Origin of the sequence: Kocuria sp. NPDC057446, assembly GCF_042802875.1 — a bacterium.
In the GTDB taxonomy this organism is placed as follows: Bacteria; Actinomycetota; Actinomycetes; order Actinomycetales; family Micrococcaceae; genus Kocuria.
This window is the reverse complement of the sequence record NZ_JBHVDI010000003.1, coordinates 16,363-38,028: the sequence shown is the minus strand read 5'-3', so window position 1 is coordinate 38,028 and position 21,666 is coordinate 16,363. Positions and strand designations below refer to the sequence as shown.

The 21,666-nt window shown below is 74.3% G+C and carries 12 protein-coding genes and 1 tRNA gene; 9 read left to right on the top strand and 4 right to left on the bottom strand.

The genetic code is table 11. From position 1 onward, the window contains the following. Nucleotides 1–109: 109 nt before the first annotated feature. The 4 genes from ACFU0Y_RS00875 to ACFU0Y_RS00860 all read left to right on the top strand — a co-directional run bounded on the left by ACFU0Y_RS00875 (nucleotide 110) and on the right by ACFU0Y_RS00860 (nucleotide 7,978). Nucleotides 110–1,906, top strand: coding sequence for an AMP-binding protein (locus ACFU0Y_RS00875; RefSeq protein WP_380212549.1), 1,797 nt, complete (start codon nucleotides 110–112; stop codon nucleotides 1,904–1,906). 576 nt (nucleotides 1,907–2,482) lie between these two features. Then, on the top strand, nucleotides 2,483–4,657 hold the full coding sequence (locus ACFU0Y_RS00870) for a RecQ family ATP-dependent DNA helicase (RefSeq protein WP_380212548.1): 2,175 nt from the start codon (nucleotides 2,483–2,485) through the stop codon (nucleotides 4,655–4,657). A 54-nt stretch (nucleotides 4,658–4,711) separates the two neighbouring features. Beyond that, complete coding sequence (locus ACFU0Y_RS00865; protein ID WP_380212547.1) at nucleotides 4,712–5,806, top strand: glycosyltransferase family 2 protein; 1,095 nt, start codon at nucleotides 4,712–4,714, stop codon at nucleotides 5,804–5,806. A gap of 75 nt (nucleotides 5,807–5,881) precedes the next feature. Beyond that, nucleotides 5,882–7,978: an acyltransferase family protein gene (locus ACFU0Y_RS00860; protein ID WP_380212546.1), complete on the top strand. Its 2,097-nt coding sequence runs from the start codon at nucleotides 5,882–5,884 to the stop codon at nucleotides 7,976–7,978. A gap of 6 nt (nucleotides 7,979–7,984) precedes the next feature. Here the strand turns inward: ACFU0Y_RS00860 and ACFU0Y_RS00855 are convergent, their stop codons facing one another. Beyond that, nucleotides 7,985–9,451 carry a lipopolysaccharide biosynthesis protein gene (locus ACFU0Y_RS00855; protein ID WP_380212545.1) on the bottom strand — a complete coding sequence of 489 codons (1,467 nt, stop codon included), beginning with the start codon at nucleotides 9,449–9,451 and terminating at the stop codon, nucleotides 7,985–7,987. Nucleotides 9,452–9,646: 195 nt separating this feature from the next. Here ACFU0Y_RS00855 and ACFU0Y_RS00850 point away from each other — a divergent pair, with 195 nt between their 5' ends. Then, on the top strand, nucleotides 9,647–10,747 hold the full coding sequence (locus tag ACFU0Y_RS00850) for a glycosyltransferase (RefSeq protein ID WP_380212544.1): 1,101 nt from the start codon (nucleotides 9,647–9,649) through the stop codon (nucleotides 10,745–10,747). A 62-nt stretch (nucleotides 10,748–10,809) separates the two neighbouring features. Then, nucleotides 10,810–10,898, top strand: a tRNA-Ser gene (locus ACFU0Y_RS00845). 68 nt (nucleotides 10,899–10,966) lie between these two features. On the opposite strand, the gene ACFU0Y_RS00840 is transcribed toward ACFU0Y_RS00845, so the two are convergent. Further along, the gene (locus ACFU0Y_RS00840) at nucleotides 10,967–12,247 is read right to left on the bottom strand and encodes a hypothetical protein (protein WP_380212543.1); all 1,281 of its coding nucleotides are present in this window, start codon (nucleotides 12,245–12,247) and stop codon (nucleotides 10,967–10,969) included. A 268-nt stretch (nucleotides 12,248–12,515) separates the two neighbouring features. Between ACFU0Y_RS00840 and ACFU0Y_RS00835 the strand changes: the two genes are divergently transcribed. Continuing rightward, nucleotides 12,516–12,911 carry a spore germination protein GerW family protein gene (locus ACFU0Y_RS00835; RefSeq protein ID WP_380212542.1) on the top strand — a complete coding sequence of 132 codons (396 nt, stop codon included), beginning with the start codon at nucleotides 12,516–12,518 and terminating at the stop codon, nucleotides 12,909–12,911. Nucleotides 12,912–12,923: 12 nt separating this feature from the next. Further along, a complete protein-coding gene (locus ACFU0Y_RS00830) occupies nucleotides 12,924–13,334 on the top strand; it encodes a phage holin family protein (RefSeq protein ID WP_380212541.1) in 411 nt (136 codons plus the stop codon). A gap of 13 nt (nucleotides 13,335–13,347) precedes the next feature. Here the strand turns inward: ACFU0Y_RS00830 and ACFU0Y_RS00825 are convergent, their stop codons facing one another. Next, nucleotides 13,348–15,465 (bottom strand): prolyl oligopeptidase family protein, encoded by a 2,118-nt coding sequence (locus ACFU0Y_RS00825; protein WP_380212540.1) that lies wholly within the window; start codon nucleotides 15,463–15,465, stop codon nucleotides 13,348–13,350. Between the two features lie 78 nt (nucleotides 15,466–15,543). On the opposite strand from ACFU0Y_RS00825, the gene ACFU0Y_RS00820 reads away from it, so the two are divergent. Then, a complete protein-coding gene (locus tag ACFU0Y_RS00820; RefSeq protein ID WP_380212539.1) occupies nucleotides 15,544–17,508 on the top strand; it encodes an FAD/NAD(P)-binding protein in 1,965 nt (654 codons plus the stop codon). A gap of 40 nt (nucleotides 17,509–17,548) precedes the next feature. On the opposite strand, the gene ACFU0Y_RS00815 is transcribed toward ACFU0Y_RS00820, so the two are convergent. Next, nucleotides 17,549–21,535: an ExeM/NucH family extracellular endonuclease gene (locus ACFU0Y_RS00815; RefSeq protein ID WP_380212538.1), complete on the bottom strand. Its 3,987-nt coding sequence runs from the start codon at nucleotides 21,533–21,535 to the stop codon at nucleotides 17,549–17,551. Between the last annotated feature and the right edge of the window lie 131 nt (nucleotides 21,536–21,666).

The following is a 21,666-nucleotide window of genomic DNA, read 5'->3' as shown; positions in this document are numbered from 1 at the left end:
CCGCCCGTGCCGCCCGACCCGGCCGGGCGGCACGGGCCGGGTCTAGACTGCTCGGGACGACCCGCCGGACGGTCCCGTCCGGCATGCAGCGACGACGATGGAGGCCCTGATGGCCGAGCCGGTGCCCACGAGCGCGATGTCCGACGCCGCCCCCGGCGTCTCGGAGCAGTACGAGGCGGCACGGGACCGCGTCCTGGCGCTGCGCGAGGACTACGACCGGGCCCGCGAGGAGTTCCGCTGGCCCCGGATGGAGTACTTCAACTACGCCCTGGACTGGTTCGACCACGTCGCCCGGGACCCGGAGCGCGGGGCCCGGGACGCCCTGTGGATCGTCGAGGAGGACGGCACGGAGCTCCGGCGGACCTTCCGGGAGCTCGCCGAGTCCTCCGCCCGCACCGCCAACTGGCTGCGGGGCCTCGGGGTGCGGCGCGGTGACCGCGTGCTGCTCATGCTCGGCAACCAGCTCGAGCTGTGGGAGACCCAGCTCGCCGGCATGAAGCTGGGCGCGCCCCTCATCCCGACCGCCGTCATGATGCCGACCGCCGACCTGCTGGACCGGGTGCGGCGGGGCAAGGTCTCGTGGGTGGTCACGGACACCGCCAACGCGCCCAAGTTCGCCGGCGTCGAGGGGGACTACGAGCTCGTCGTCGTCGGGCCCGGCGCGGAGGTCGAGGCGGCGCGGGCGCAGCTGCCCGGGCGCCCCGTGCACCCGTACGCGGAGACCGCGGACGCGGACCCCCGCTTCGTCCCGGACGGCGCCACGCGCTCCCGGGACCCCCTGCTGCTGTACTTCACCTCCGGCACCACGTCCCAGGCCAAGCTCGTGGAGCACACCCACTACTCGTACTCCTTCGGGCACCTCTCGACCGTCTACTGGATGGGCCTGCGCCCCGGGGACGTCCACCTGAACATCGCCTCGCCGGGGTGGGGCAAGCACTCGTGGTCCAACTTCTTCGCCCCGTGGATCGCGGAGGCCACCGTGTTCATCCACCAGCAGTCCCGCTTCGACGCGGCCGGGCTGCTCGAGCAGATGGGCCGGGCCGGGGTCACGAGCTTCTGCGCCCCGCCCACCGTGTGGCGGATGCTCATCCAGGCGGACCTGCGCCGCGTGCAGGACCCGCCGACGTCCGCCGTCTCGGCCGGGGAACCCCTCAACCCCGAGGTGATCCGCCGGGTGCAGGACGCGTGGGGGGTGACCGTCCGGGACGGCTACGGCCAGACGGAGACCACGCTGCAGATCGCCAACACCCCGGGGCAGCCGGTGGTGCCGGGAGCCATGGGGCGGCCCCTGCCCGGCTTCGTCGTCGAGCTCCTCGACCCGCAGACCGGGGCACCGGCCGAGGAGGGGGAGATCTGCCTGAAGGTCGACGACGACCCGCCCGGCATCATGGCGGGCTACATCGACGAGCCCGAGCGCACCGCGGAGGTCGTCCAGGACGGCTGGTACCACACGCGCGACATCGCCCGCCGCGACGCCCGCGGCGTCTACACCTACGTGGGCCGCACCGACGACGTGTTCAAGGCCTCCGACTACCGGATCTCCCCGTTCGAGCTGGAGTCCGTGCTCATCGAGCACCCCGCGGTGGCCGAGGCGGCCGTGGTCCCGGCCCCGGACCCGGTCCGGCACGCGGTGCCGAAGGCGTACCTGGTGCTCGCCGCCGGTGCCGAGCCCACCCGGGAGCTCGCGGGGGAGATCCTGCGCTTCGCCCGGGAGAACCTCGCGCCCTACAAGCGGGTGCGCCGGGTCGAGTTCACCGACCTCCCCAAGACCATCTCGGGCAAGATCCGCCGGGTGGTGCTGCGCGAGCGGGAGGAGGCGGCGGACCGCTCCGGCGCCCCGGCCCCCGGGGGCGACGGGTACGGCGTCGAGTACACGGAGGCCGACTTCCCGGGCCTGCGCGGCTGAGCACCCGCAATGTGACGCCGTGCACGACGCCCGGCGTGCGCCCAACGGGGGACGCCCGGCGTGCCGGATGTCCCCACTTCGTGCCACGCCCGCCGCTGCCGAATACCCGTCGGTAGCGAAAAGCCGCCACAGAACCCTCCCTTGACTAGTGCAAACAAATGAATCTGCCTGGATGTCCCCCAGAGCGAATGTGACTTCCCGGGCCGTGACAGGCCGCGGAAACCCTGCCACCATGGTGCCAATTGGTTCACCCGATGGGGCAGAACCAACCGATCCGCCGGGGGGCGGATCGACCGCGGTTCATCGGGGGATGGGCCGCACGCACGCAGGCATCGGGGGGTGCCGGTGCAACCGGTTCATCGGGGGGTGAACCGAATGGGAGCACCGCTGGGGGGCGGTACTCCCGCCAGGCGAGTCTCTGCTCGCCACCGGCCGTCAGGCCGGTCGATGCGCCCGCTGCGGGGGCCGTCCGTTCCACGGACGGGCAGCGGGCGCATCGCTCTGTCCGGGCCCCGTCGTTGCCGCGCCGCGCGTCCGCCGCGCAGCCGCGTCGGGGGGTCCTGGAAGACTGGGCTCATGACGACCTCCCCGGCACCCGACACCACCGCCCACGACACCGCGCTGCACGAGGACGCGCTCCACCTGCTGCGCGCGCTGACCGGCCGGGCGGACGCCGCCTTCCACCCCGGTCAGTTCGAGGCGGTCGAGGCCCTCGTGGGACGGGGCCGGCGAGCCCTGGTGGTGCAGCGGACCGGATGGGGCAAGTCCGCGGTCTACTTCCTCTCCGCCCTGCTCCTGCGCGCCCGGGGGCGCGGGCCCACCCTGATCGTCTCCCCGCTGCTGGCGCTCATGCGGGACCAGGTCGCCGCCGCCGCCCGCGCGGGCGTGCGGGCGGCGGCCATCAACTCCGCCAACGCCACCGAGTGGGGGCAGATCGCCGCGCAGCTGGAGGCGGACGAGCTCGACGTCCTGCTGGTCTCCCCGGAGCGGCTCAACAACCCGGTGTTCCGGGAGCAGCAGCTGCCGCAGCTGGTCGCCCGGCTCGGGCTGCTGGTGGTGGACGAGGCGCACTGCATCTCCGACTGGGGCCACGACTTCCGCCCCGACTACCGGCGCATCCGCGACCTCATCGCCCGGCTGCCGGAGCAGGTCCCCGTGCTGGCCACGACCGCCACCGCGAACGAGCGCGTGGTCGCCGACGTCGAGGAGCAGTTGGGCGTGCGCCCGGGCGGCAGCAGCACGGGGGAGGTCTTCACCCTCCGCGGCCCGCTCTCCCGCGCCTCCCTGCGCCTCGGGGTGCTGGACCTGCCCTCGGCCACCGCGCGCCTGGCCTGGCTGCTCGAGCACGTCGAGTCCCTCCCGGGCAGCGGGATCATCTACGCGCTGACCGTGGGGGCCGCGGAGGACACCGCCCAGGCGCTCGCCGACGCCGGGATCCCGGTCCGCGCCTACACGGGGCGCACGGACCAGAACGAGCGCGAGGAGCTCGAGGCCGCCCTCAAGGAGAACCGGGTCAAGGCCCTCGTGGCCACCTCCGCGCTCGGCATGGGCTTCGACAAGCCGGACCTGGGCTTCGTGGTCCACCTGGGCGCGCCGTCCTCGCCCGTGGCGTACTACCAGCAGGTGGGCCGCGCGGGCCGCGCCACGGACAACGCGGACGTCCTGCTGCTGCCGGGCACCGAGGACCGCCGGATCTGGGAGTACTTCGCCACCTCGTCGATGCCCACGGAGCAGAAGGCCGCGGCCGTCCTGGGCGAGCTGGAGGCTGCGGGCGGGGCCCTGTCCGTGGCCGTGCTGGAGTCCCGCGTGGACGTCCGGCGCAGCCCGCTCGAGCTGCTCCTGAAGGTCCTCGCCGTCGAGGGCGCGGTGGAGCGAGTGCAGGGCGGCTGGCGGAGCACGGGTGTGCCGTGGCACTACGACGCCGAGCGGTACGGCCGGATCGCCGCGGCCCGGGTGGCCGAGCAGGACGCCATGCTCGAGTACGAGCGCACCACCGGGTGCCGGATGGAGTTCCTCGCCCGGCAGCTCGACGACGCCACCGCCGAGGCCTGCGGGCGCTGCGACCGCTGCGCCGGCCCCTGGTACCCCACGACCGTCGACGAGTCCGCCACCGACACCGCCGGGGCGGCCCTGACCCGGGTAGGGGTCGTGGTGGAGCCGCGCGCCCAGTGGCCCACCGGGATGCCGCGCCTCGGCGTCGAGGTCAAGGGCCGCATCCCCGAGGAGGAGCGCTGCGCCGAGGGCCGGGCGCTGGCCCGGCTCACGGACCTCGGCTGGGGCAACCGGCTGCGCGAGGTGTTCCGCACCGACGAGCAGGGCGCGCCGGTCGACGGACCGGTCGACCCCGCCCTCGGCCGGGCGTGCGTCCAGGTGCTCGCGGAGTGGGGCTGGGCGGACCGGCCCGCGGCCGTGGTCTCGGTGCCGTCCCGCTCGCGCCCGCAGCTGGTGCGCTCGCTGGCGGCGGGCATGGCCGAGGTCGGGCACCTGCCCTACCTGGGGGAGCTCGACGTCCCCGAGGGCTTCCCGTCCGGCGGGCACGGCGGCAACAGCGCGTACCGCCTCGCAGCCCTGTGGGAGAAGTTCCGGGTGCCGTCCGAGCTCGCGGAGGGGCTGGACCGGCTGGGCGGGCGCCCGGTGCTGCTGGTCGACGACCTCGTGGACAGCCGCTGGACGCTCGCCGTGGCCGCTCGCGCGCTGCGCCGGGCCGGTTCCGGACCCGTGCTGCCGTTCGTCCTGGCCTCCCAGGGCTGAGGCGCGGACCGCGCCGGGCGGCCCTGCCCGGCGCGGTCTTGTACGCTGGCCTGCGTGTCCTTCGCCCCCACGCCGCTGGTCGATGTCATCATCCCGGTGCACACCACAGCACGGCCCGTGGACCGGGCCGTGGGCTCCGTGCTGGCCGGAGGGCTCCCGGTCGGCGAGCACGGCGGGGTCCACATCACGGTGGTGTGCCACAACGTCGAGGCCGCGCTGATCCGCGACCGCCTCGCCGCGGAGCACCGTCCGCTCGTCGAGCTGGTGGAGTGCTTCGACGGCACCGGCAACCCGGCCGGGCCCCGCAACCTGGCCCTCGAGCGCTCCCGCGCCCGGTACGTGTCCTTCGTGGACAGCGACGACGCCCTCGCCCCCGGTGCCCTCGCGGCCTGGACGGCGACCGCCGAACGCCACGGCTCGGCGGCGGTGCTCCCGCGTCTGGTCAAGGACTCCGGTCGGCCGGTGCGCACCCCCGTGCCGCGGCCCTTCCGTCGCGCGGACCTCGACCCGGTCAAGGACCGGCTCGCCTACCGCACCCACGTCTTCGGGCTGCTCCGCCGGGAGCTCCTGGTGGACCGCGGGGTCCGCTTCAACGGCCGGTACGCCACCGGGGAGGACCAGGAGCTGGTGGCCCGTACCTGGTTCGGCGACGGGCGGGTGGACCTCGCGCCCCGCGGCGCCGGCTACCTCCTGCGGGAGGGGGCCGCCGACCGGATCAGTGCCGAGCCGCGGCCCCTGACGGACGACCTCGCCGCGGCGACCGATCTGCTCGGCGGCTCCTGGTACGCCGGTCTGGCCGAGGAGCAGCGGACGGCGATCGCCGCCAAGATCCTCCGGGTCCAGGTCTTCGGCGCGGTCCGCGGCCGGGCCGCCGCCGGACGGTGGTCCCCGGAGGACGCGCACCAGGTGGGCAGTCTGCTCGACCTGGTCGCGTCGCGCGCTCCCCGGGCGCTCACCGTGCTGTCCTGCGCGGACCGGGAGGTGCTGGACCTCGTCGTCCGGCCGGGGGCGACGGCGCAGGCCATCCTCCGGGTGGACGACGCCCGGCGCCGCTTCGGCTGGCCCAGCACGCTGCTGCCGCGGGACCCGCGCCAGGTCCTGCACCGCGAGGCCCCCCTGCGGTTCATGGTCGCGTCCCTGCTGATGTGACCGTGCGGCGCCGCCGTTCGGTGGAACAATGGTGCCGAGCCAGTCGTCCGACCCCCCGCCCGACGAGAGAACTCCATGAGCCGTCTCCTCCCCGCCGACCCTCCCCCCGGGGTCGCGAGCAGCACCGTGCCCCCGGCGGGCACGGCCGCCCCCGCCCACCGCTTCCGCCCCGAGGTCCAGGGGCTGCGCACCGTGGCCGTCCTCCTGGTCGCGGTCTACCACGTGTGGATCGGCGGCGTCTCGGGCGGAGTGGACGTCTTCTTGTTCATCTCGGCGTTCCTCATGACGCTCTCCTTCGTCCGGCGGCTCGAGGCCGGGAAGGGGCCGCAGCTGGGCCGCTACTGGACCAGGACGTTCTCACGGCTGCTGCCCCCCGTGGTCGTCACGGTGCTGGGCACCCTCGTCCTGGTGCGGATGCTCTTCCCGTCCGACCGGTGGTACGCCGCGATCGAGGAGGCGGCGGCCACGGTGCTGTACTCCCAGAACTGGGTGCTCGCGTTCAACGCGGTCGACTACTACGCCGCGGACACCTCCCGGGCCAGCCCGTTCCAGCACTTCTGGTCCCTGTCGGTGCAGGGACAGGTGTTCCTGCTGTGGCCTCTGCTCCTGGGCCTGTGCGGACTGGTCGCCGCGCGCACCCGGTGGTCCGTCGCCGCCGTGGCCACCGGCGTCTTCGGCGCCGTCTTCCTCGCCTCCTTCGCCTTCTCGGTGGTCTCCACGGCCGAGCAGCAGGCCTTCGCCTACTTCGACACCCGCGCCCGGCTGTGGGAGTTCGCCCTCGGCTCCCTGCTGGCCCTGGCCGTGCTGCGCGGTCTGACCCTGCCGGGTGCGCTGCGCCTCGTGCTGGGCTGGACCGGGCTCGTGGCCATCGCCGTGTGCGGGCTCGTCCTCGACGTCCAGGGGTCGTTCCCGGGCTGGGCCGCCCTGTGGCCGCTGACCGGGGCGGCCCTGGTGGTCCTCGCCGGGCACACCGGCGACCCCAGGGGGGCCGACGCCCTGCTCAGCCGCCGCCCCCTCCTGGTCCTGGGCGAGGCGTCCTACGCCGTCTACCTGGTGCACTGGCCCGTGCTCGTCACCTACCTCGTGGTCACGGACCGCGCCAAGGCCACCCTCCTGCACGGCCTGCTCATCCTGGTGGGGAGCATCGTCCTGGGCGTTCTGGTGCACCGGTTCGTCGAGCGACCCCTGCGGCCCCGCACGGGACCCCGGGCGAGCATGCACCAGCTCGGGCTCGTGGTGCTGTGCGCGGCCCTCGTGCTGGTGCCCGCCTCCGGGGCCCGGGTGGTCCTGGACCGGCACGCCCAGCAGGCCGCGGAGCGGGCCGACCTCGAGAACCCGGGGGCCGCGGTGCTGACCGGGGAGCCGGCCTGGGAGCGGGACCCGCAGGTGCCCACGATCCCGAACCCCCTGGTCCGCGAGGGCCAGTGGTCCGAGCTGCCGGAGCCCTGCGACGCCGCCACGGAGGAGTGGTTCGACGGCTACAAGGTGGCCTGCTCCACCCTGCCGGTGGACCCGGACGCCGAGGTGGACGCCATGGTGGTCGGCAACTCCCACGCCGAGCAGTGGCTGCCCGCGTTCCAGCGCGTCGCGGAGGACCGCGGCTGGAACCTGGTCTCCGTCATCCGCGGCGCCTGCCGGTACCAGCCCGTGGAGACCACCGACAACACCGAGTGCCAGGAGCTGATCGGGCTCACCGACCGGTACATCGAGGACCACGGGATCGACGTCGTGCTCACCACGTCCACCGTCACCGCCGACGAGGGGCCCGGCGAGCAGGTCGCGCCCGGCTTGGACCGTGTCCTCGACGACCTCGACCGGCGGGGCATCCAGGTGGTCGGGATCCGGGACAACCCGCGGTTCTCCTTCAACATGGTCACCTGCATCGACCAGCACGGACCCGACGCCGAGCGCTGCAACCCGCCGCGGTCCCAGAAGCTGGCCCCGCAGAACCCGGCCGACGCCCTGACCGGCCGGCACGGGAACTTCGTCAGCCTCGACATGAGCGACTGGATCTGCCCCGACGGCACGTGCCCGTCCCGGATCGGCAACCGCTGGGTCTACATGGACGACAACCACATGCCCCGCGACTACGTGCTCACGATGGTCCCGGCCTTCGCGGAGCAGTTCGACCGGCTGGCCGGGCAGCGGACCGGGCCCCTGGCCGGGGGCTGAGCCGGCTCAGCCCCGGCGCCGGGCGCGCACCGCGCGCAGCGCGAGCCCCAGGTCCCGGGCGCTGAGCGCCGCCCAGAGCACGAGGAACACGGCGGTGGCCCCGAGCGCCGGCAGCACCCCGAAGTCGGGGCCGAGCACCTGCAGCGCGACCAGGATCATCGCGTAGCCGGCCGCGATCCGCAGCAGGACCGTGCCCCACCGCATCCGGTCGAGCCGCCAGACCACCAGCAGCGGCAGCACCGCGCTCAGGAGCGAGCCCACGAGGTAGCCCACCGCGGAGGCGGTGATGCCGAGCTCCGGGCCCAGCAGGAGCATCGTGACGACGCCCACGACCAGACCCAGGCCGTTGGCGGCGGCGAGCACCTTGACCCCCCAGGGCTCGGTGCCGTTGAGCCGGGCGTTCGCGGCGTTGAAGCTGGTCGCCGAGACGGCCAGGAACAGCAGGACCAGCAGCGGCTCGGCCTCCGCGAACTCGGGGTCCCCGAAGTAGACCACCCGGAGCACGGGCTCGGCCCACAGGGCGCCGACGCCGAAGACCGGCAGGAACACCGTGACCATCGTCCGCAGGATCGTGTCCACCTGGCGGGTCAGGCCCGCGGTGTCCCCGGCCGCGTACATGCGGGCCACGCTGGGGGACAGCGCGGTGAGCATCGCCCCGGACAGCATGCTGGCGGGAGTGGCGAGGGAGACCGCGGCGGCGTAGAGACCGACCTCGGCCTTCGTGGCGAAGCTGTCCCCGATCACCAGGGACAGCTGCATCAGACCGCTCGCCGCCAGCAGGTGCGCCGAGCCCCACGCGGTGAAGACCAGGATCTCCCGGCGCAGCGCCGGGTCGAGGCGCGCCCCGGTGCGGCGCGGCCAGGAGGGCAGCGCGTAGACCGCGTAGCCGAGGATCAGGGGCAGCAGCAGCACCCAGTGCCAGCCGGCGAGCAGGACCAGCAGCAGCAGGGTGAGGGTGAGGAACGAGCTGATGGTGTCCCACGCCGTCGTGGTCACGAACTGGTTGTTGCCCGTGCGGACGCCGCGCACGAAGTTGTAGGCCGACAGGGAGAGCACCAGCAGACCGGCCGAGACCGCGAAGCCCCAGGAGAGCTCGAGCGCGAACGCGGCGTAGAGGACCGCCGAGACGGACAGCAGCGCCATGCCCGCGGAGGCGCTGCTCGCGGTGAAGGAGGCCGTCGCCGCCTGCCCCGCGGGGTCCTGGCGGCCCCGGGCCATCGCGATGAACTTGGCGGCCCCCGTGCCCGAGGCCTGGGGCCACAGCAGGACGAGGAACAGGGCCAGCGAGATCGTCAGGTTGACCTCGGCGAGCGCCTCCTGGCCCAGCAGGTTGCCCACCAGCACGCTGTAGCCGAAGCGTGAGAGCCCCTGGACGAACACGGCCGTCACGGTCAGCGCGAACGCCGACCCCAGGGGGTTGTCGGTGTTCGCGTGGTTGGGGGGCGGGAAGAGGATCGCGCGCAGCCGGGACATCAGGCGGCCGACCCGGGAGCTGGGCTGGTCATCGCGCCCGAGTCTACCCGCGCCCCCGGCGCCGCCCCCGGAGCGCCCGGGCCGTGGCCCCCGCCGCTAGGGTGGCACCATGAACGCCGCCCCCACCCCGTTGCGCACCCCGCCCGACGACGTCCCCGGCCGCACCGGCGCGGGCAGGGGCTGAGCGCCGTGCGCGTGCTCGTCGTCAGCACCTGGTACCCGTCCGCCGAGCGGCCCGGGGAGACGCCGTTCGTCCCCCGACACGTCCGCGCCGCCGCCCGCCACCACGAGGTCCGGGTGCTGCACCTGCGCCTGCTGCGCAGCGGGCCGGCCGTCCAGGAGGAGTGGGACGGGGTGCCGGTGCTCCGGCTCCCGTTCGACCCCCGGCACCCGGCCACGCTGCTGCGGGCGTACGCCGCGCTCGGCCGCCACCTGGCCGGCGCGGACGTCCTGCACACCACACCCTTCTCCGCCGCGCTCGTCTGCCTGCCCCTCGCGGGGCGCCGCCCGTGGGTGCACACGGAGCACTGGAACGGCGTGCTCACCCCCGAGCAGAACGGGCCCGTGTGGCGGCGGCTCGCCGGGCTCCGCCGGATCCTGCGCGTTCCGGACCGCGTCACCGGGGTGAGCACCATGATGTGCGAGGTGCTGCGCCGTTTCGCACCGGCGGATCGGGTCGAGCGCATCGGCAACGTGGTCGACCACGCCGAGCACGTCACGGCCCCGCCGCGGGCGAGCACCCTCGAGCTCGTCGCGGTCGGCGCCCTGCGCGAGATCAAGGACCCGCTGCTGGCGGTCGGGGCCGTGGCGTGGCTGCGCGACGCCGGCCACGACGTCCGCCTCACCTGGTGCGGCTCCGGCGGCCTCGAGCAGCGGGTCCGGGACCGGGCGCGCGAGCTCGGGGTCGGGGATCGCGTGCGGCTCCTCGGCGGCGTCGGCGCGGAGGAGGTGCAGCGGCGCCTGGCCGCCGCCGACGTGTTCCTGCTGCCCACCCGGTCGGAGACGTTCTGCGTGGCGGCGGCCGAGGCCCTCGCCGCGGGCCGGCCCGTGGTCATGGGCGCCCTCGGCGGACAGAGGGACTTCGTGCACCCGGGCAACGGGCGTCTCGTGGCGGAGCGCACCCCCGAGGCCTTCGGCCGTGCCGTGCTCGACGTGGTGGCGGATCCGGGTCTGCTCGGCCCCGAGGCCATGGCGGCGGAGATCCGCTCGGTCTACGGGTCCGAGCGGATCGCCGACGACCTCGACCGGCTCTACCGCTCCGTGCACGCCGGACGGGGCGGTCGCCACCGGCTTTGACCCGGTGCCCCGTCCTCGCTTAAGCTGGCCTGTGTTGTCCACCCCCGCGGTGGGCCACGGAGGGAGACGTGCCAGAGCGGCCGAATGGACTTCACTGCTAATGAAGGGTCGGGGTTAAACTCGACCGGGGGTTCAAATCCCCCCGTCTCCGCGCTCGTGATGTCCCAGGACATAGGAAACACCCCGGACCCGCGGTCCGGGGTGTTTCGCGTTCCGGGATCAGGACCCGTCCCCGTGCCACCGCTCCATGTGGTGCGCGTGCGTCGGCAGGTAGGCGCCGGGCCGGTAATGCGTGTCGTAGAACTCGGTGTCGAGGTGCACCGCCTGGACGTAGCCCGTGAGCACCATGGTCGTGAAAGTGTTGGGGAACCTGCCACAGGTGTCGTAGACGTACTGGGCGGCCTGGCTCAGGCAGTCGACGAACTCCTCCGAGTAGGGCGTGACGCCCCGCTTGACCGCCTCGGCGTCGGCCCAGGCTCCCGGAGTGCTGGGGTCGTAGGCGCCCTCGGGCCCGAACTTGCGCTCCACGAAGATGGTCACGGCCTCGCGCATGTCCGCCACGTACGGCGGGCACAGGCCCTCGAAACGGCCGTCGAGCCCCACCGGATTGGGCAGGGCCCCGCGGGAGTCCTGCACGAAGCGGAACCCCAGCCCCGCGACCCCGCTCTCGCCGAACGCGCCCAGGACGCTCCACCGGTTGAGCCCGTTGAAGTACAGGCCGCCCAGCCCCATGGCCTGCAGGGCGAGCACGATGTTGTGGCCCATGAAGGCGAGCTCCGCGACGTTGGCCTCGTAGGCCATCTGCTGCAGCACCGTCAACGGGATGCGCTTGTCCTCCTGCAGGAGGCCGCTGCGGAGGTATGGAGCCGGGTTACCGGCCGGGCGGCCGGCCACGTCGTCCACGAGCACGTTGCCGTTGGCCAGGGCCATGGCCATCAGGCCCAGCACCTGCTCACTGGCGTCGGCCACCGGCACGAACAGGGTCGAGCCGGGGGCGTTCGCCATCCAGAGGTTCGGTTCCAGCATGTGCGGCGGGGCCGCGGGGAGGTCGAGCCGGCGCTCGGACAGCTGCTCCGTGTGGGTGCGGACCAGCTCGACCATGGCGTCCAGGGCGTCGTCACGGCTCTCCCCGGCCTCGCGCGGGTGGTCGGGGAGGAGGTCACGGGTGTTCGTGAAATAGGTTCCCGAGTCGTCGGTCGTGAACAGCACCGGCGTGCCGATGCCGGCGGCGGTCGGCGCCGTGCGGCCCGTGAACCGCTGCGTGTAGTGGGCGTGCTCCTCGGGGCGGTCGGGACCGAAGGGCACCCCGAAGGACCAGCCGCTGACCCCGGTGCCGGCGGCGACGAGGATCGAGCGCTCGAGCTCCGACAGACCGAGGGGCTCGCTTCCGGAACGGTGGGCGAGGGGCCCCGACGGGATCTCCATGCCGAGCCCGAACCGTCGGGCACGGCGTCCGGCGAGGGCGTCGAAGAGCGGGAAGTCGGTCAATCCGGTCTGCATCGGTGGCTCCCACCCGGCGTGCGCCCAGCTCGCGGTTTCCCTCGACCGTACGCCTGGCGGACCCGCCGGTCCAGGGCGCCGTCACCGCCGGGGCCGCCCATGAAGGCAGGAGCCGCCGGACCCGCGCGGCCCGTCGGGTGGGCGCGGCGGCCCCGGTCCCGTCGGAGACGCCGCGCGCGTCATCCGGCTCCGGGCAGTCGCACCACCGCCCGGTGGAGTCCTAGGCTGGGAGCCAGTGCCGTCGACGGACCCCTCCAGGAGGAAGACCATGTCCGAGCAGCAGCAGCCCGCCGAGAACCGCCCCGCCTGGCGCGCCGGGACCACGGACCGCTCCGTCCTCGAGCAGGCCGTCGACGCCGTGACGGTGCGCCGGGTCTTCGGCGAGGCGTACGAGGTGGGCGGCACCACGGTGGTGCCCGTCGCCCGCGTCCGGGGCTGGGGCGGCGGCGGCGGGGGCTCCGGCGAGGAGAAGGGCAGCTCGGGCAGCGGGTCGGGCGTCGGCTACGGTGTGCACGCCGAGCCCGCCGGGGCCTACGTGGTGCGGGGGGACTCCGTGACGTGGCGGCCCGCCGTGGACGCGGGCCGGATCGCCCTCACCCTGGGCCTGGCGCTGTGCGGGGCGGCCGCGGCGGTGGGCTGGGCCGCCGTCACCCGCCGCGCCTGACAGGATGGGGCCATGTCCTTCCTGCTCCGTGTCCTCGTCAACGCGCTCGCCATCTGGGTGGCGGCCTGGATCCTGCCCGGGATGGGCATCGCGGCGGACCCGTCCGTCGTCTCGGCCGTCGGCGGCGAGACCGCGGCGTCGGTCCTGGCCTACCTGTTCGTCGGCCTGGTCTTCGGCGTCGTCAACGCGGTCGTGCGACCCGTGCTCACGATCCTGTCCCTGCCGATCACGTGCCTCACGCTGGGGCTGTTCGCCGTCGTGGTCAACGCGGCCATGCTGTGGCTGACGTCCTGGCTGAGCTCCTTCACCCCGCTGCGGCTGGAGATCGACTCGTTCCTGTGGACCGCGGTGCTCGCCACCCTGATCATCGGGGTCGTCTCCCTGGTCATGGGCTGGATCGTCCCCGACCGCGAGAGGCGCTGAGCCGCGCCGGGGCTCAGCCCCGGTGCAGCGCCGTCCAGAGGAACTCGTGGGAGAGCGCGTGCAGGCGCGCCGCCTGCCTGTTGTCGCCCGCGCCGGCGTGCCCGCCCTCGGTGGCCTCGTAGAACCAGACGTTCTCGTGGCCCAGGCGCAGCATCCGAGCGGCCGCCTTGCGCGCCTGGACGGGGCCCACGCGGTCGTCGCTCGTGGCGGTCCAGAACAGGACGTCCGGGTAGTCCCGCGCCTCCTCCAGCCGGTGGTACGGCGAGAACGTGCGGAGGAACTCCCACTGCTCGGGGTCGTCCGGGTCGCCGTACTCCGCGATCCAGGAGGCGCCCGCGGACAGCTTCGTGTAGCGGCGCATGTCCAGCAGGGGCACCCCGCAGGAGACCGCCCCGAACAGCTCGGGGTGGCCGGTGAGCATGTTGCCCACGAGCAGCCCGCCGTTGGAGCCGCCCGAGCACGCAAGGGTTCCCCGGGTGCACACGCCGCGGGCCTGCAGGTCCGCCGCGACGGCCGCGAAGTCCTCGTACGCCCGGTGCCGGTTGCCCCGCAGGGCGGCCCGGTGCCAGGCGGGACCGTACTCCCCGCCGCCGCGGATGTTGGCGAGGACGTAGACCCCGGACCGACCGGCGTCGTCGGTGCGGGTCAGCCAGGAGCGCCCCAGGGCCCCGGAGTAGGCCGGGGTCCGGGAGACCTCGAAGCCCCCGTAGCCGGAGAGCAGCGTCGGGTTCGCCCCGTCGAGGACCAGGTCCGCCGGCCCCACCTGGAAGTAGGGCACCCGGGTGCCGTCCGCGGAGACCGCGAAGTGCTGCTCGACCGAGAGCCCGGCCGCGTCGAAGAACGCCGGCGCGGTCCTCGCCGTGCGCGGCGGGGCCGCCGTCGCGCCGTCGGTGGGGAGGGTGCCGCGGGACACGGTGGTGGGGGTCAGGAAGCCGGTGGCCACGAGCCAGTAGTCGTTGCCCGCCTCCGGGTCCTCGTCGTCGACGGCGTAGGCGTCCACGCTGGACAGCGCCGGGGCCCCGGGCAGCTCGGAGGAGGTCCACGGGCCCGGCTCGGCGACCCGCACCACCGAGGAGACGTCCCGCAGCAGGTTGAGGATCAGCCGGTCGGCCGTCCAGGACCAGGACTGCAGCGAGGTGCGCGCGTCCGGGACGAACACGGCGGTCACGGCGCGGTCCCCGGCCAGGAACGCCTCGAGCTCGGCCACGAGCAGGGACCCGGCCGGGTGCACGGTCCCGTCCAGCTCGAGCTCCTCCTGCGGGCGCAGCAGCAGCCACTGCCGGTGCAGGTCCACCGTCACCGAGTCGGGGACGTCGACGTGCAGGAGCTCCTCCTCCCGCACCAGGTAGGTGCGGGAGGCGAAGAAGTCCACCACGTCCACGGCGACGTCCCGGACGAAGCCCGGGGTGTGGTCGCGCACCAGCACCGCCTGGACGTGGTCCTCGGCCACCTCGAACGCCTGCCGGGCCTCGGCGAGATCCTGTCCGCGGCGCAGGACGCGCACGGTGCGGGGATAGGAGGACGTGGTCATCGAACCGGGGCCGACATCAGTGCCCACGTGCAGGGTGTCGGCGTCCACCCACGTCACGGTGGACTTCGCCGTGGGGACGTCGAAGCCGCCGGGCACGAACCGGCGCTCGTCGAGGTCGAACTCGCGCACCCGCTTCGCGTCGCCGCCGTCGGGGGACAGCCCGAACAGCGCCCGGCGGTGCCGGCCGCCGGTGTACTGCGGGCGCAGCAGCCGGGCCCCGCCCCAGACCCAGTCGACGCCCTCCTCGGCGGCCAGCGCGTCGACGTCGAGCAGGACCTCCCACTCGGTGTCCGCACCGAGCCAGGACTCCCACGTGGTGCGGCGGAAGACGCCGCGCGGGTGCTCGGCGTCGCGCCAGAAGTTGTAGTAGTGCGGCCCGTGCTTGGAGACCATGGGGATCCGCTCGGTCGAGTCCATGACCGCCAGCACGTCGGCCTCGAGCCGGCGCAGCCGCGGGCCCTCGAGGGCGGCCAGGGTGCGGGCGTTCTGCCCGGCCACCCACTCCAGGGGCGCGGCACCCGTGATCTCCTCCAGCCACAGGTTCTCGTCGTGCGGCTGCTCGGCGGTCGGACGGGCGGCGGTCTGCGCGGTCTCGGTCATGTCCGCCATCGTAGGCGCAGCCGCGGGCCGCGGCCCCCGTGCCCGCGGCCCGCTGCGCGGGTCGATACCCTGGAGGTCATGAGCGCAACGGGCAGGGCAGGGGCCGAACGACGGGTCACGGTGATCGGGGCGGGCCCCCGCGGGCTCTCGGTGGTGGAGCGGCTCGCGGCCCGCGCGGCGGACTCGGGCGCCCGGGTGCGCATCGACGTCGTCGACCCCTTCCCGCCCGGCCCGGGCCACGTGTGGCGGACGAACCAGTCCCCGCTGTACCTCATGAACACGCCCTCGGTGTTCCCCACCGTGATCGCCGACGACGGGGTGCTGCCCGTGGACCCGCTCGAGCCGCTGCGGAACATGAGCTTCGAGCACTGGCGGCTCGCCGCCGTGGCGGGGACCATCGCCGTGGACCCCGACGACGCCGCGCACCTGACCCGGATGACCCCGCAGTCCTACCCGTCCCGGCGGATGTACGGCGTCTACCTCTCCTGGATCTTCCGCACGCTGCAGGACGCCCTCCCGCCCGGCGTGCAGCTGGCCGTGCACCGGGCCGAGGCCGTGGGCGTGCACGTGCGGGAGCACGCCCGGCACCGCTACGACGTCGAGATCAGCGGCGGGCAGAACCTCCCGGCGGACGCGGTGGTGCTCGCCCTGGGCCACCTCGACGCCGATCTGCGCCCGGACCAGCAGGAGCTGGTGGACGGCGCCGCCGAGCTCGGACTGACCTACTGGCCGCCCGCCGTGCCTGCCGACGTGCACTGGGAGGACCTGCCCGCCGGGCGCACGGTGCTGGTGCGCGGCATGGGCCTGAACTTCTGCGACGTCCTGGCCCAGGTCACCGAGGGCCGCGGCGGGATCTACACCCAGGAGGGGGAGCGCTACGTCTACCACCCCTCCGGACGGGAGCCCGTGATCGTGGCCGGCTCCCGCCGCGGCGCCCCGTACCGCTCCAAGGCGGTGCTCGAGGGCTACTACGCGTCCTCCCTCGTGACCCGATTCTTCACCCTCGACGCCGTGCGGGCGCTCGCGGCGCGCACGGAGGGACCGCTGTCCTTCGAGGTGGACCTCTATCCGCTGATCCGCAAGGACGCCCAGTGGAACTACTACACCGTCCTGGCACGGACCGCCCCGGACGCCTTCGAGACCGACCCGCAGGATTTCCTGGCGCGCTTCGACGCCGTGCTCCGCACCGGGGACGACCACCCGGAGGGGCCGTGGACGTCCCGGGCCGAGCGGCTCATCGCGTCCGCGGTGGTCCCGGGCCGGCAGCTCAACGCCCTGCGGCTGGCCCGCCCGTTCGAAGGGCTCAGCTTCGGCTCCCACGACGAGTACGCCGCGGCCCTGGTCCACCACCTGGACCGGGACGTGCACGGAGCGCTGTCCGGCGAGGACGACCCGCTGCAGATGGCCGTCGCCTCGCTCAACGCCGCGCGCACCGTGCTCAAGGCCGTGCTCGCGGACATCGGGATCGGCGACGCCTCCTGGACCGACGAGCTGCGGCGCGCCTTCGAGCCGTTCGTGGAGGGGCTCGCCTCCGGGCCCCCGGTGCTGCGGACCCAGCAGCTGGCGGCGCTGGCCCGTGCCGGCGTGGTGCGCTTCCTGGGTCCTGACCCGCAGTTCCGCGTGGACGAGGAGGAGGGCCGGTTCGTGGCGAGCTCCCCCTGGGTCAAGGACGATCCCTTCCGCGCCGAGCACCTCGTGGAGGCCATGTCCCCGCCCAACGACGTCCGGCGCAACATCTCCCCGCTGCTGTCGGCGATGCACCGGGAGGGCCTGGTGCGGGTCCGGGCGATGGAGACCCGGGACGGCGTGGCCACCGTGTCCGGCACCGGGCTGGACGTGAGCCGCCCTCCGTACCGGGCCGTGCGCGTCGACGGCGGCGTGGAGCCCGGCGTCCTCGTGCTCGGGATGCAGCTCTCGGCCGTGCAGTGGGGCGTGGCGATCGCCGCGGAGGCCGGTGCGTCCGCGGAGCTGGGCGCCCGGACCCTGGCGGACGCCGACCGCATCGCCGAGGCGGTGCTGGGCCCGGCCCCGGCACACGACTGACCCCGGGGGAACCGGGACCGGCCGGCGCGCCGCGGCCGGGTCAGCCGAGGCGGCGGTGCAGGACCTCACGGGCCCGGTCGTCGTGCTCCCGGAGGCCCTTGCCGGGGTGCTCGCCGGAGTTGCCCCTGCCCGGCTTCTGCGGGCCGGCGGGCTCGGCGCCGGCGAGGGCCAAGCCGATGATCTCCGGGTTGTGGTCGGAGGCCCGGTACGGGCCGGGGGCGTAGAGATCGACCACGTTGTAGTTGTGCCGGCTGTACTCCAGGCCCACCGACTCGTGGGCGTTGATCTCCCAGATGTCCGAGCCCGTCACGATCCCGGCCGCGGCGGGGGACGCCAGGACGTGGTCGAGGGAGCCGACCATCCCGCCGTAGGCGTAGGAGTGCTCGCCCGCCGGCGCCAGGTTCGTGTAGCCGGCCTCGTGCAGGACCCGCATCGGGTCCTCCTGGTCGTAGGAGTTGAAGTCACCGGCCAGGAGGACCCGGTCGGTGCCCTGCGTGGACTTCAGCCGCTCGGCGAAGGCCACCAGGGCCTGGGCCTGGGCGGTGCGGTCGGCGTTCCAGCCGCCGGCGCCGTCCCCGGCGTCCGCGTTGGCGCCGGTGGAGGGGGCGGAGCCCTTGGATTTGAAGTGGTTGACGACCACCGTGAAGTCTTCGCCCGCGTCCCCGTCGGCGGGGCGGAACGTCTGGGCCAGCGGCTCGCGGGCGTTGTCGAAGTTCTCCTCGTCGCCCAGGATCACGGACTCGCCCACGGTCCTGAGCGCGGCCGGCTTGTAGATGATCGCGGTGCGGATGACGTCCTCGTCCCCGACGGCGGGCCGCTGGGCCGGTGACGGCACGTACGTCCAGACCGCGGTACCGGCGGCGGCGTTGAGGGCGTCGACGAGCTCGGACAGGGCCTGGTCGCGGTCCTTGCCGAACTTCGCGGAGTTCTGGATCTCCTCCAGGGACACGACCTCGGCGTCCAGGGCGTTGACGGCGGCGACGATCTTGGCCTGCTGACGCTGAAGGTCCTCCTCCTCGGCCGCACCGCGGGCGTCGCAGCCCCCGCGCACCGAGACCGGGTCGCCGGCGCGGTCCGTGTAGTAGGTGCAGCCGGTCAGCTCGTCGCCGGTGGTGGTGAAGTAGTTCAGCACGTTGAACGTGGCCAGCTGCACGGTCCCGCCGACGTCCTCGGGGGCGGCGGTGCGGGTGTTCTCGGCCACGATCGGTGAATTCCCGGCGTTGTCGCCGGTGAGGTGGGTCGTGGGCTGGAGGCGCCACTCGCCGAACGAGTAGCCGAGCACCACCGGCGCCACGAAGTCCACGGGCGCCCCGATCCGCACCGGGGTCTCCGGGGAGAGGTACGGCAGCGGCACCGAGGCGTTGGCGGGGTTGCCGTAGTCGGTGGTCGCCCCGTCGTCGAGCAGCACGCCGCGGGCGGCGTTGTCGGCGGCCTGGGCGGCGGCCTCCGGCGAGCCGGGGGCGCCGACGGCGGTGGGCTGCACCAGCGGCGTGGTGCCCGCGGCCAGCCCGATCTCCCCGTAGCGGTTGAGGTCGTGGTTGTCGGTGACCACGAACGCGCCGGCCGGGTCCAGGAGCATGCCTTCGAGGTCCTCGCGCTCGGTCTCCTCGGTGGGCCAACCGACGGCGGCGGGCTTGACGGCCTCCGTGGCTTCGTCGAGGGCCCGCAGGCCCTCGGAGCGGACGCTGAGCTGGGTCTGACCGTAGTATTCGGCGACCTCGCCGGTGACCTCCACGAACTGTCCCAGCGGCACGGTAGCGGCGGTGTCGGGGGAGTACACGAAGATCGCCTCGGATGCGTCGTGAGTGGCCGGGTCGAGGTCCCCGCCGGTGCCGGGCGTCTGCACGTAATAGCCGTTGAGCCCGCCGGTGGCGTAGACGGCGGTGACGACGCCGCGGGTGGTCACGGCCTGCCCGGCTACGGGGGAGACGTCGCCGGTGCCCTGGATCTCCCGGATCGCCAGCTCCACCGGTGGGGCGCCCGCCCCGGGCTCCGGGGACGGGGCGGGCTCCTCGCCCGTCCCGTCCGTGGGGGCCGGGCCCGGCGCGCAGCCCTCGGCCGGGGCGAGGACCTGCTCCGGGACGCGGACCCGGGTGCCGGAGGGCTCGGCGACGAGCCACACCGGGGCGCCCTGGGCCAGGGCGGAGGTGTCCACGGCGACCGTGGCCGCACCCCCGGCGACGGCCGCGGTGCCGATCTCGGTGCCCTCCGGCCCGCCCTTGCGGACGGAGAGCTCCGTGGTGGCCGGGGCGCCCAGGGAGGTCATGTCGAGATGCGCGACCTCGAACGCCACCGTGCAGCCCTCGGCGGCCGCGTCGCGGAGCGACACGGACCGGCGGTCGAACTCCGGGGCGATCGGGGCGTCGGCGGAGCGGGCGGCGAGGTACTCCATCCAGGCGTCGCGGTCGATCCGGCCGGTGTCGGTGACGTCGGTGCCCTCGGTCAGGGCGGTGAAGTTGTCGCCGCCCTCCACCAGGAAGGACACCGAGCCGATCACGTACTCTGCGGCCGGGTCGACGGGCTGCCCATCGACCGTGATCGAGGTGATCCGCTCACCGGCCGGGCGGGCGGCGTCGAAGGTGTAGGACACGTTCTCGGACAGGCCCAGCTGCAGGTACGGCCGGGACGAGTCCTCCGGCTGCCACTGCTGCTCGAGGACCCGCTCGAACTGCTCGCCGGTGAGGGTCACGGTGTTGAGGTTGTTGGCGAAGGGCAGCACCTGGTTGGCCTCGGACTCCGTCACCACGCCGTCGCGCTCGCCGTCGATGGCCTGGCCGGGGTCGTCCGCCCAGAGGAGGTCGGCGCGCAGGCCGCCGGGGTTGATGAGGCCGATCTGCACGCCGTCCGACTCGTCCAGGCTGTCGCGGATGGACTCGGCGACCAGGTTGCCGAGGCTCGACTCGGCGCCGCGGTCGTCGCGGGCCGGCACGCCGTCCCGCAGACCGTAGGCGGTGGTGATGTCCCCGGTGATCTCGCCGACCGGGGTGCTGCCCCGCTCCAGGGCCACCGCCTCGGCGTCCGCGACGATCCCGGCGACCTCCGCGACGCGCGGATACCGGGCGACCAGCTCCTCCTCGGTCGCGGTGACGACCTCGTCGACGGCCAGCACGCCGGTGGTGAGGTCGACGTCGTCGGCGGCCTCGTCGTAGCTCAGGGAGATCCGCCCCAGGCTGCCGCCGTACGAGCCGGCCTGCAGGACCGCGCGGTCGAGGTCGCCGTCGCCGTCCACGTCGATGCCCTCGTCGTAGACCTGGTGGGTGTGCCCGTTGAGCACCACGTCCACGGTCGCGCTGGTGCCGGTCGCCAGCCGGTCGCCGAGGGCGTCGGCCGCGTCGGCGGCGCCCTCGTGGTAGACGGCCACCACGATGTCGGCCCCGTCCGCCTCGAGCCGCTCGGCCTCGGCGTTGACGGCCTCGACGGGGTCGCCGAAGGTGATGCCCTCGATCGCTCCGGGCGAGACGAGCGTGGCGGTCTGCTGGGTGACGGCGCCGACCACGCCCACGCGCACGCCCTCGACGTCGAACGTCGCGGACGCCTCGGTGACGAGCTCGCCGTCGGGGCCGGTGACGTTGGCCGCCAGGTAGGGGAAGTCGGCGCGCTCGGTGATGCGGCCGGTCAGGTCGTCCGCACCCCGGTCGAACTCGTGGTTGCCCACGGCGGAGGCGTCGAGCTCGAGCGCGTCGAGCACGTCGAGCGTGGGGTTGTCCTGCTGCACGGCCGAGACGTACTCGGAGGCGCCCACGTTGTCCCCGCCGGACAGCAGCAGCGTGCCGTCCTCGTTCCCCGCGCGCAGCTGCTCGATCGCGCCCGCGAAGAGAAGGGGGTCGGAGGAGAGCCGGCCGTGGTAGTCGTTGAAGTAGAGCAGCTCGACGGCCGTCTCCCCGGCCGCGGTCGCCCCCGCGCCCGGTGCCGGCGGGGGCGCCGTCCCCTGGGCGTCCGCCGCGGGGAGGACCAGACCGGTCGAGGTGACCACGGCGCCGGCGGCGAGCGCGGCGAGCAGGGCAGGACGGTGCTGCTGGGGCGCCATGGGGGTCCTCCGGGGGATGCGGCGGTGCGTTGTCCCCATCTCAGCACGCAGAGGTGAACGGCGGACCACGATACCGCGACATTTCTCCGGCCCCGGGACGGGCCGAGGCCCCCACCGGCCGGTGCGCGGTG

Excerpts from the sequence above, each read along its gene's own strand:
- ACFU0Y_RS00835 (WP_380212542.1), top strand. The coding sequence starts at position 12,516 with ATGTCCGAGCAGCAGCAGCCCGCCGAGAACCGCCCCGCCTGGCGCGCC.
- ACFU0Y_RS00815 (WP_380212538.1), bottom strand. The coding sequence starts at position 21,535 with ATGGCGCCCCAGCAGCACCGTCCTGCCCTGCTCGCCGCGCTCGCCGCC.
- ACFU0Y_RS00840 (WP_380212543.1), bottom strand. The coding sequence starts at position 12,247 with ATGCAGACCGGATTGACCGACTTCCCGCTCTTCGACGCCCTCGCCGGA.
- ACFU0Y_RS00860 (WP_380212546.1), top strand. The coding sequence starts at position 5,882 with ATGAGCCGTCTCCTCCCCGCCGACCCTCCCCCCGGGGTCGCGAGCAGC.
- ACFU0Y_RS00820 (WP_380212539.1), top strand. The coding sequence starts at position 15,544 with ATGAGCGCAACGGGCAGGGCAGGGGCCGAACGACGGGTCACGGTGATC.
- ACFU0Y_RS00875 (WP_380212549.1), top strand. The coding sequence starts at position 110 with ATGGCCGAGCCGGTGCCCACGAGCGCGATGTCCGACGCCGCCCCCGGC.
- ACFU0Y_RS00855 (WP_380212545.1), bottom strand. The coding sequence starts at position 9,451 with ATGTCCCGGCTGCGCGCGATCCTCTTCCCGCCCCCCAACCACGCGAAC.
- ACFU0Y_RS00870 (WP_380212548.1), top strand. The coding sequence starts at position 2,483 with ATGACGACCTCCCCGGCACCCGACACCACCGCCCACGACACCGCGCTG.
- ACFU0Y_RS00825 (WP_380212540.1), bottom strand. The coding sequence starts at position 15,465 with ATGACCGAGACCGCGCAGACCGCCGCCCGTCCGACCGCCGAGCAGCCG.
- ACFU0Y_RS00830 (WP_380212541.1), top strand. The coding sequence starts at position 12,924 with ATGTCCTTCCTGCTCCGTGTCCTCGTCAACGCGCTCGCCATCTGGGTG.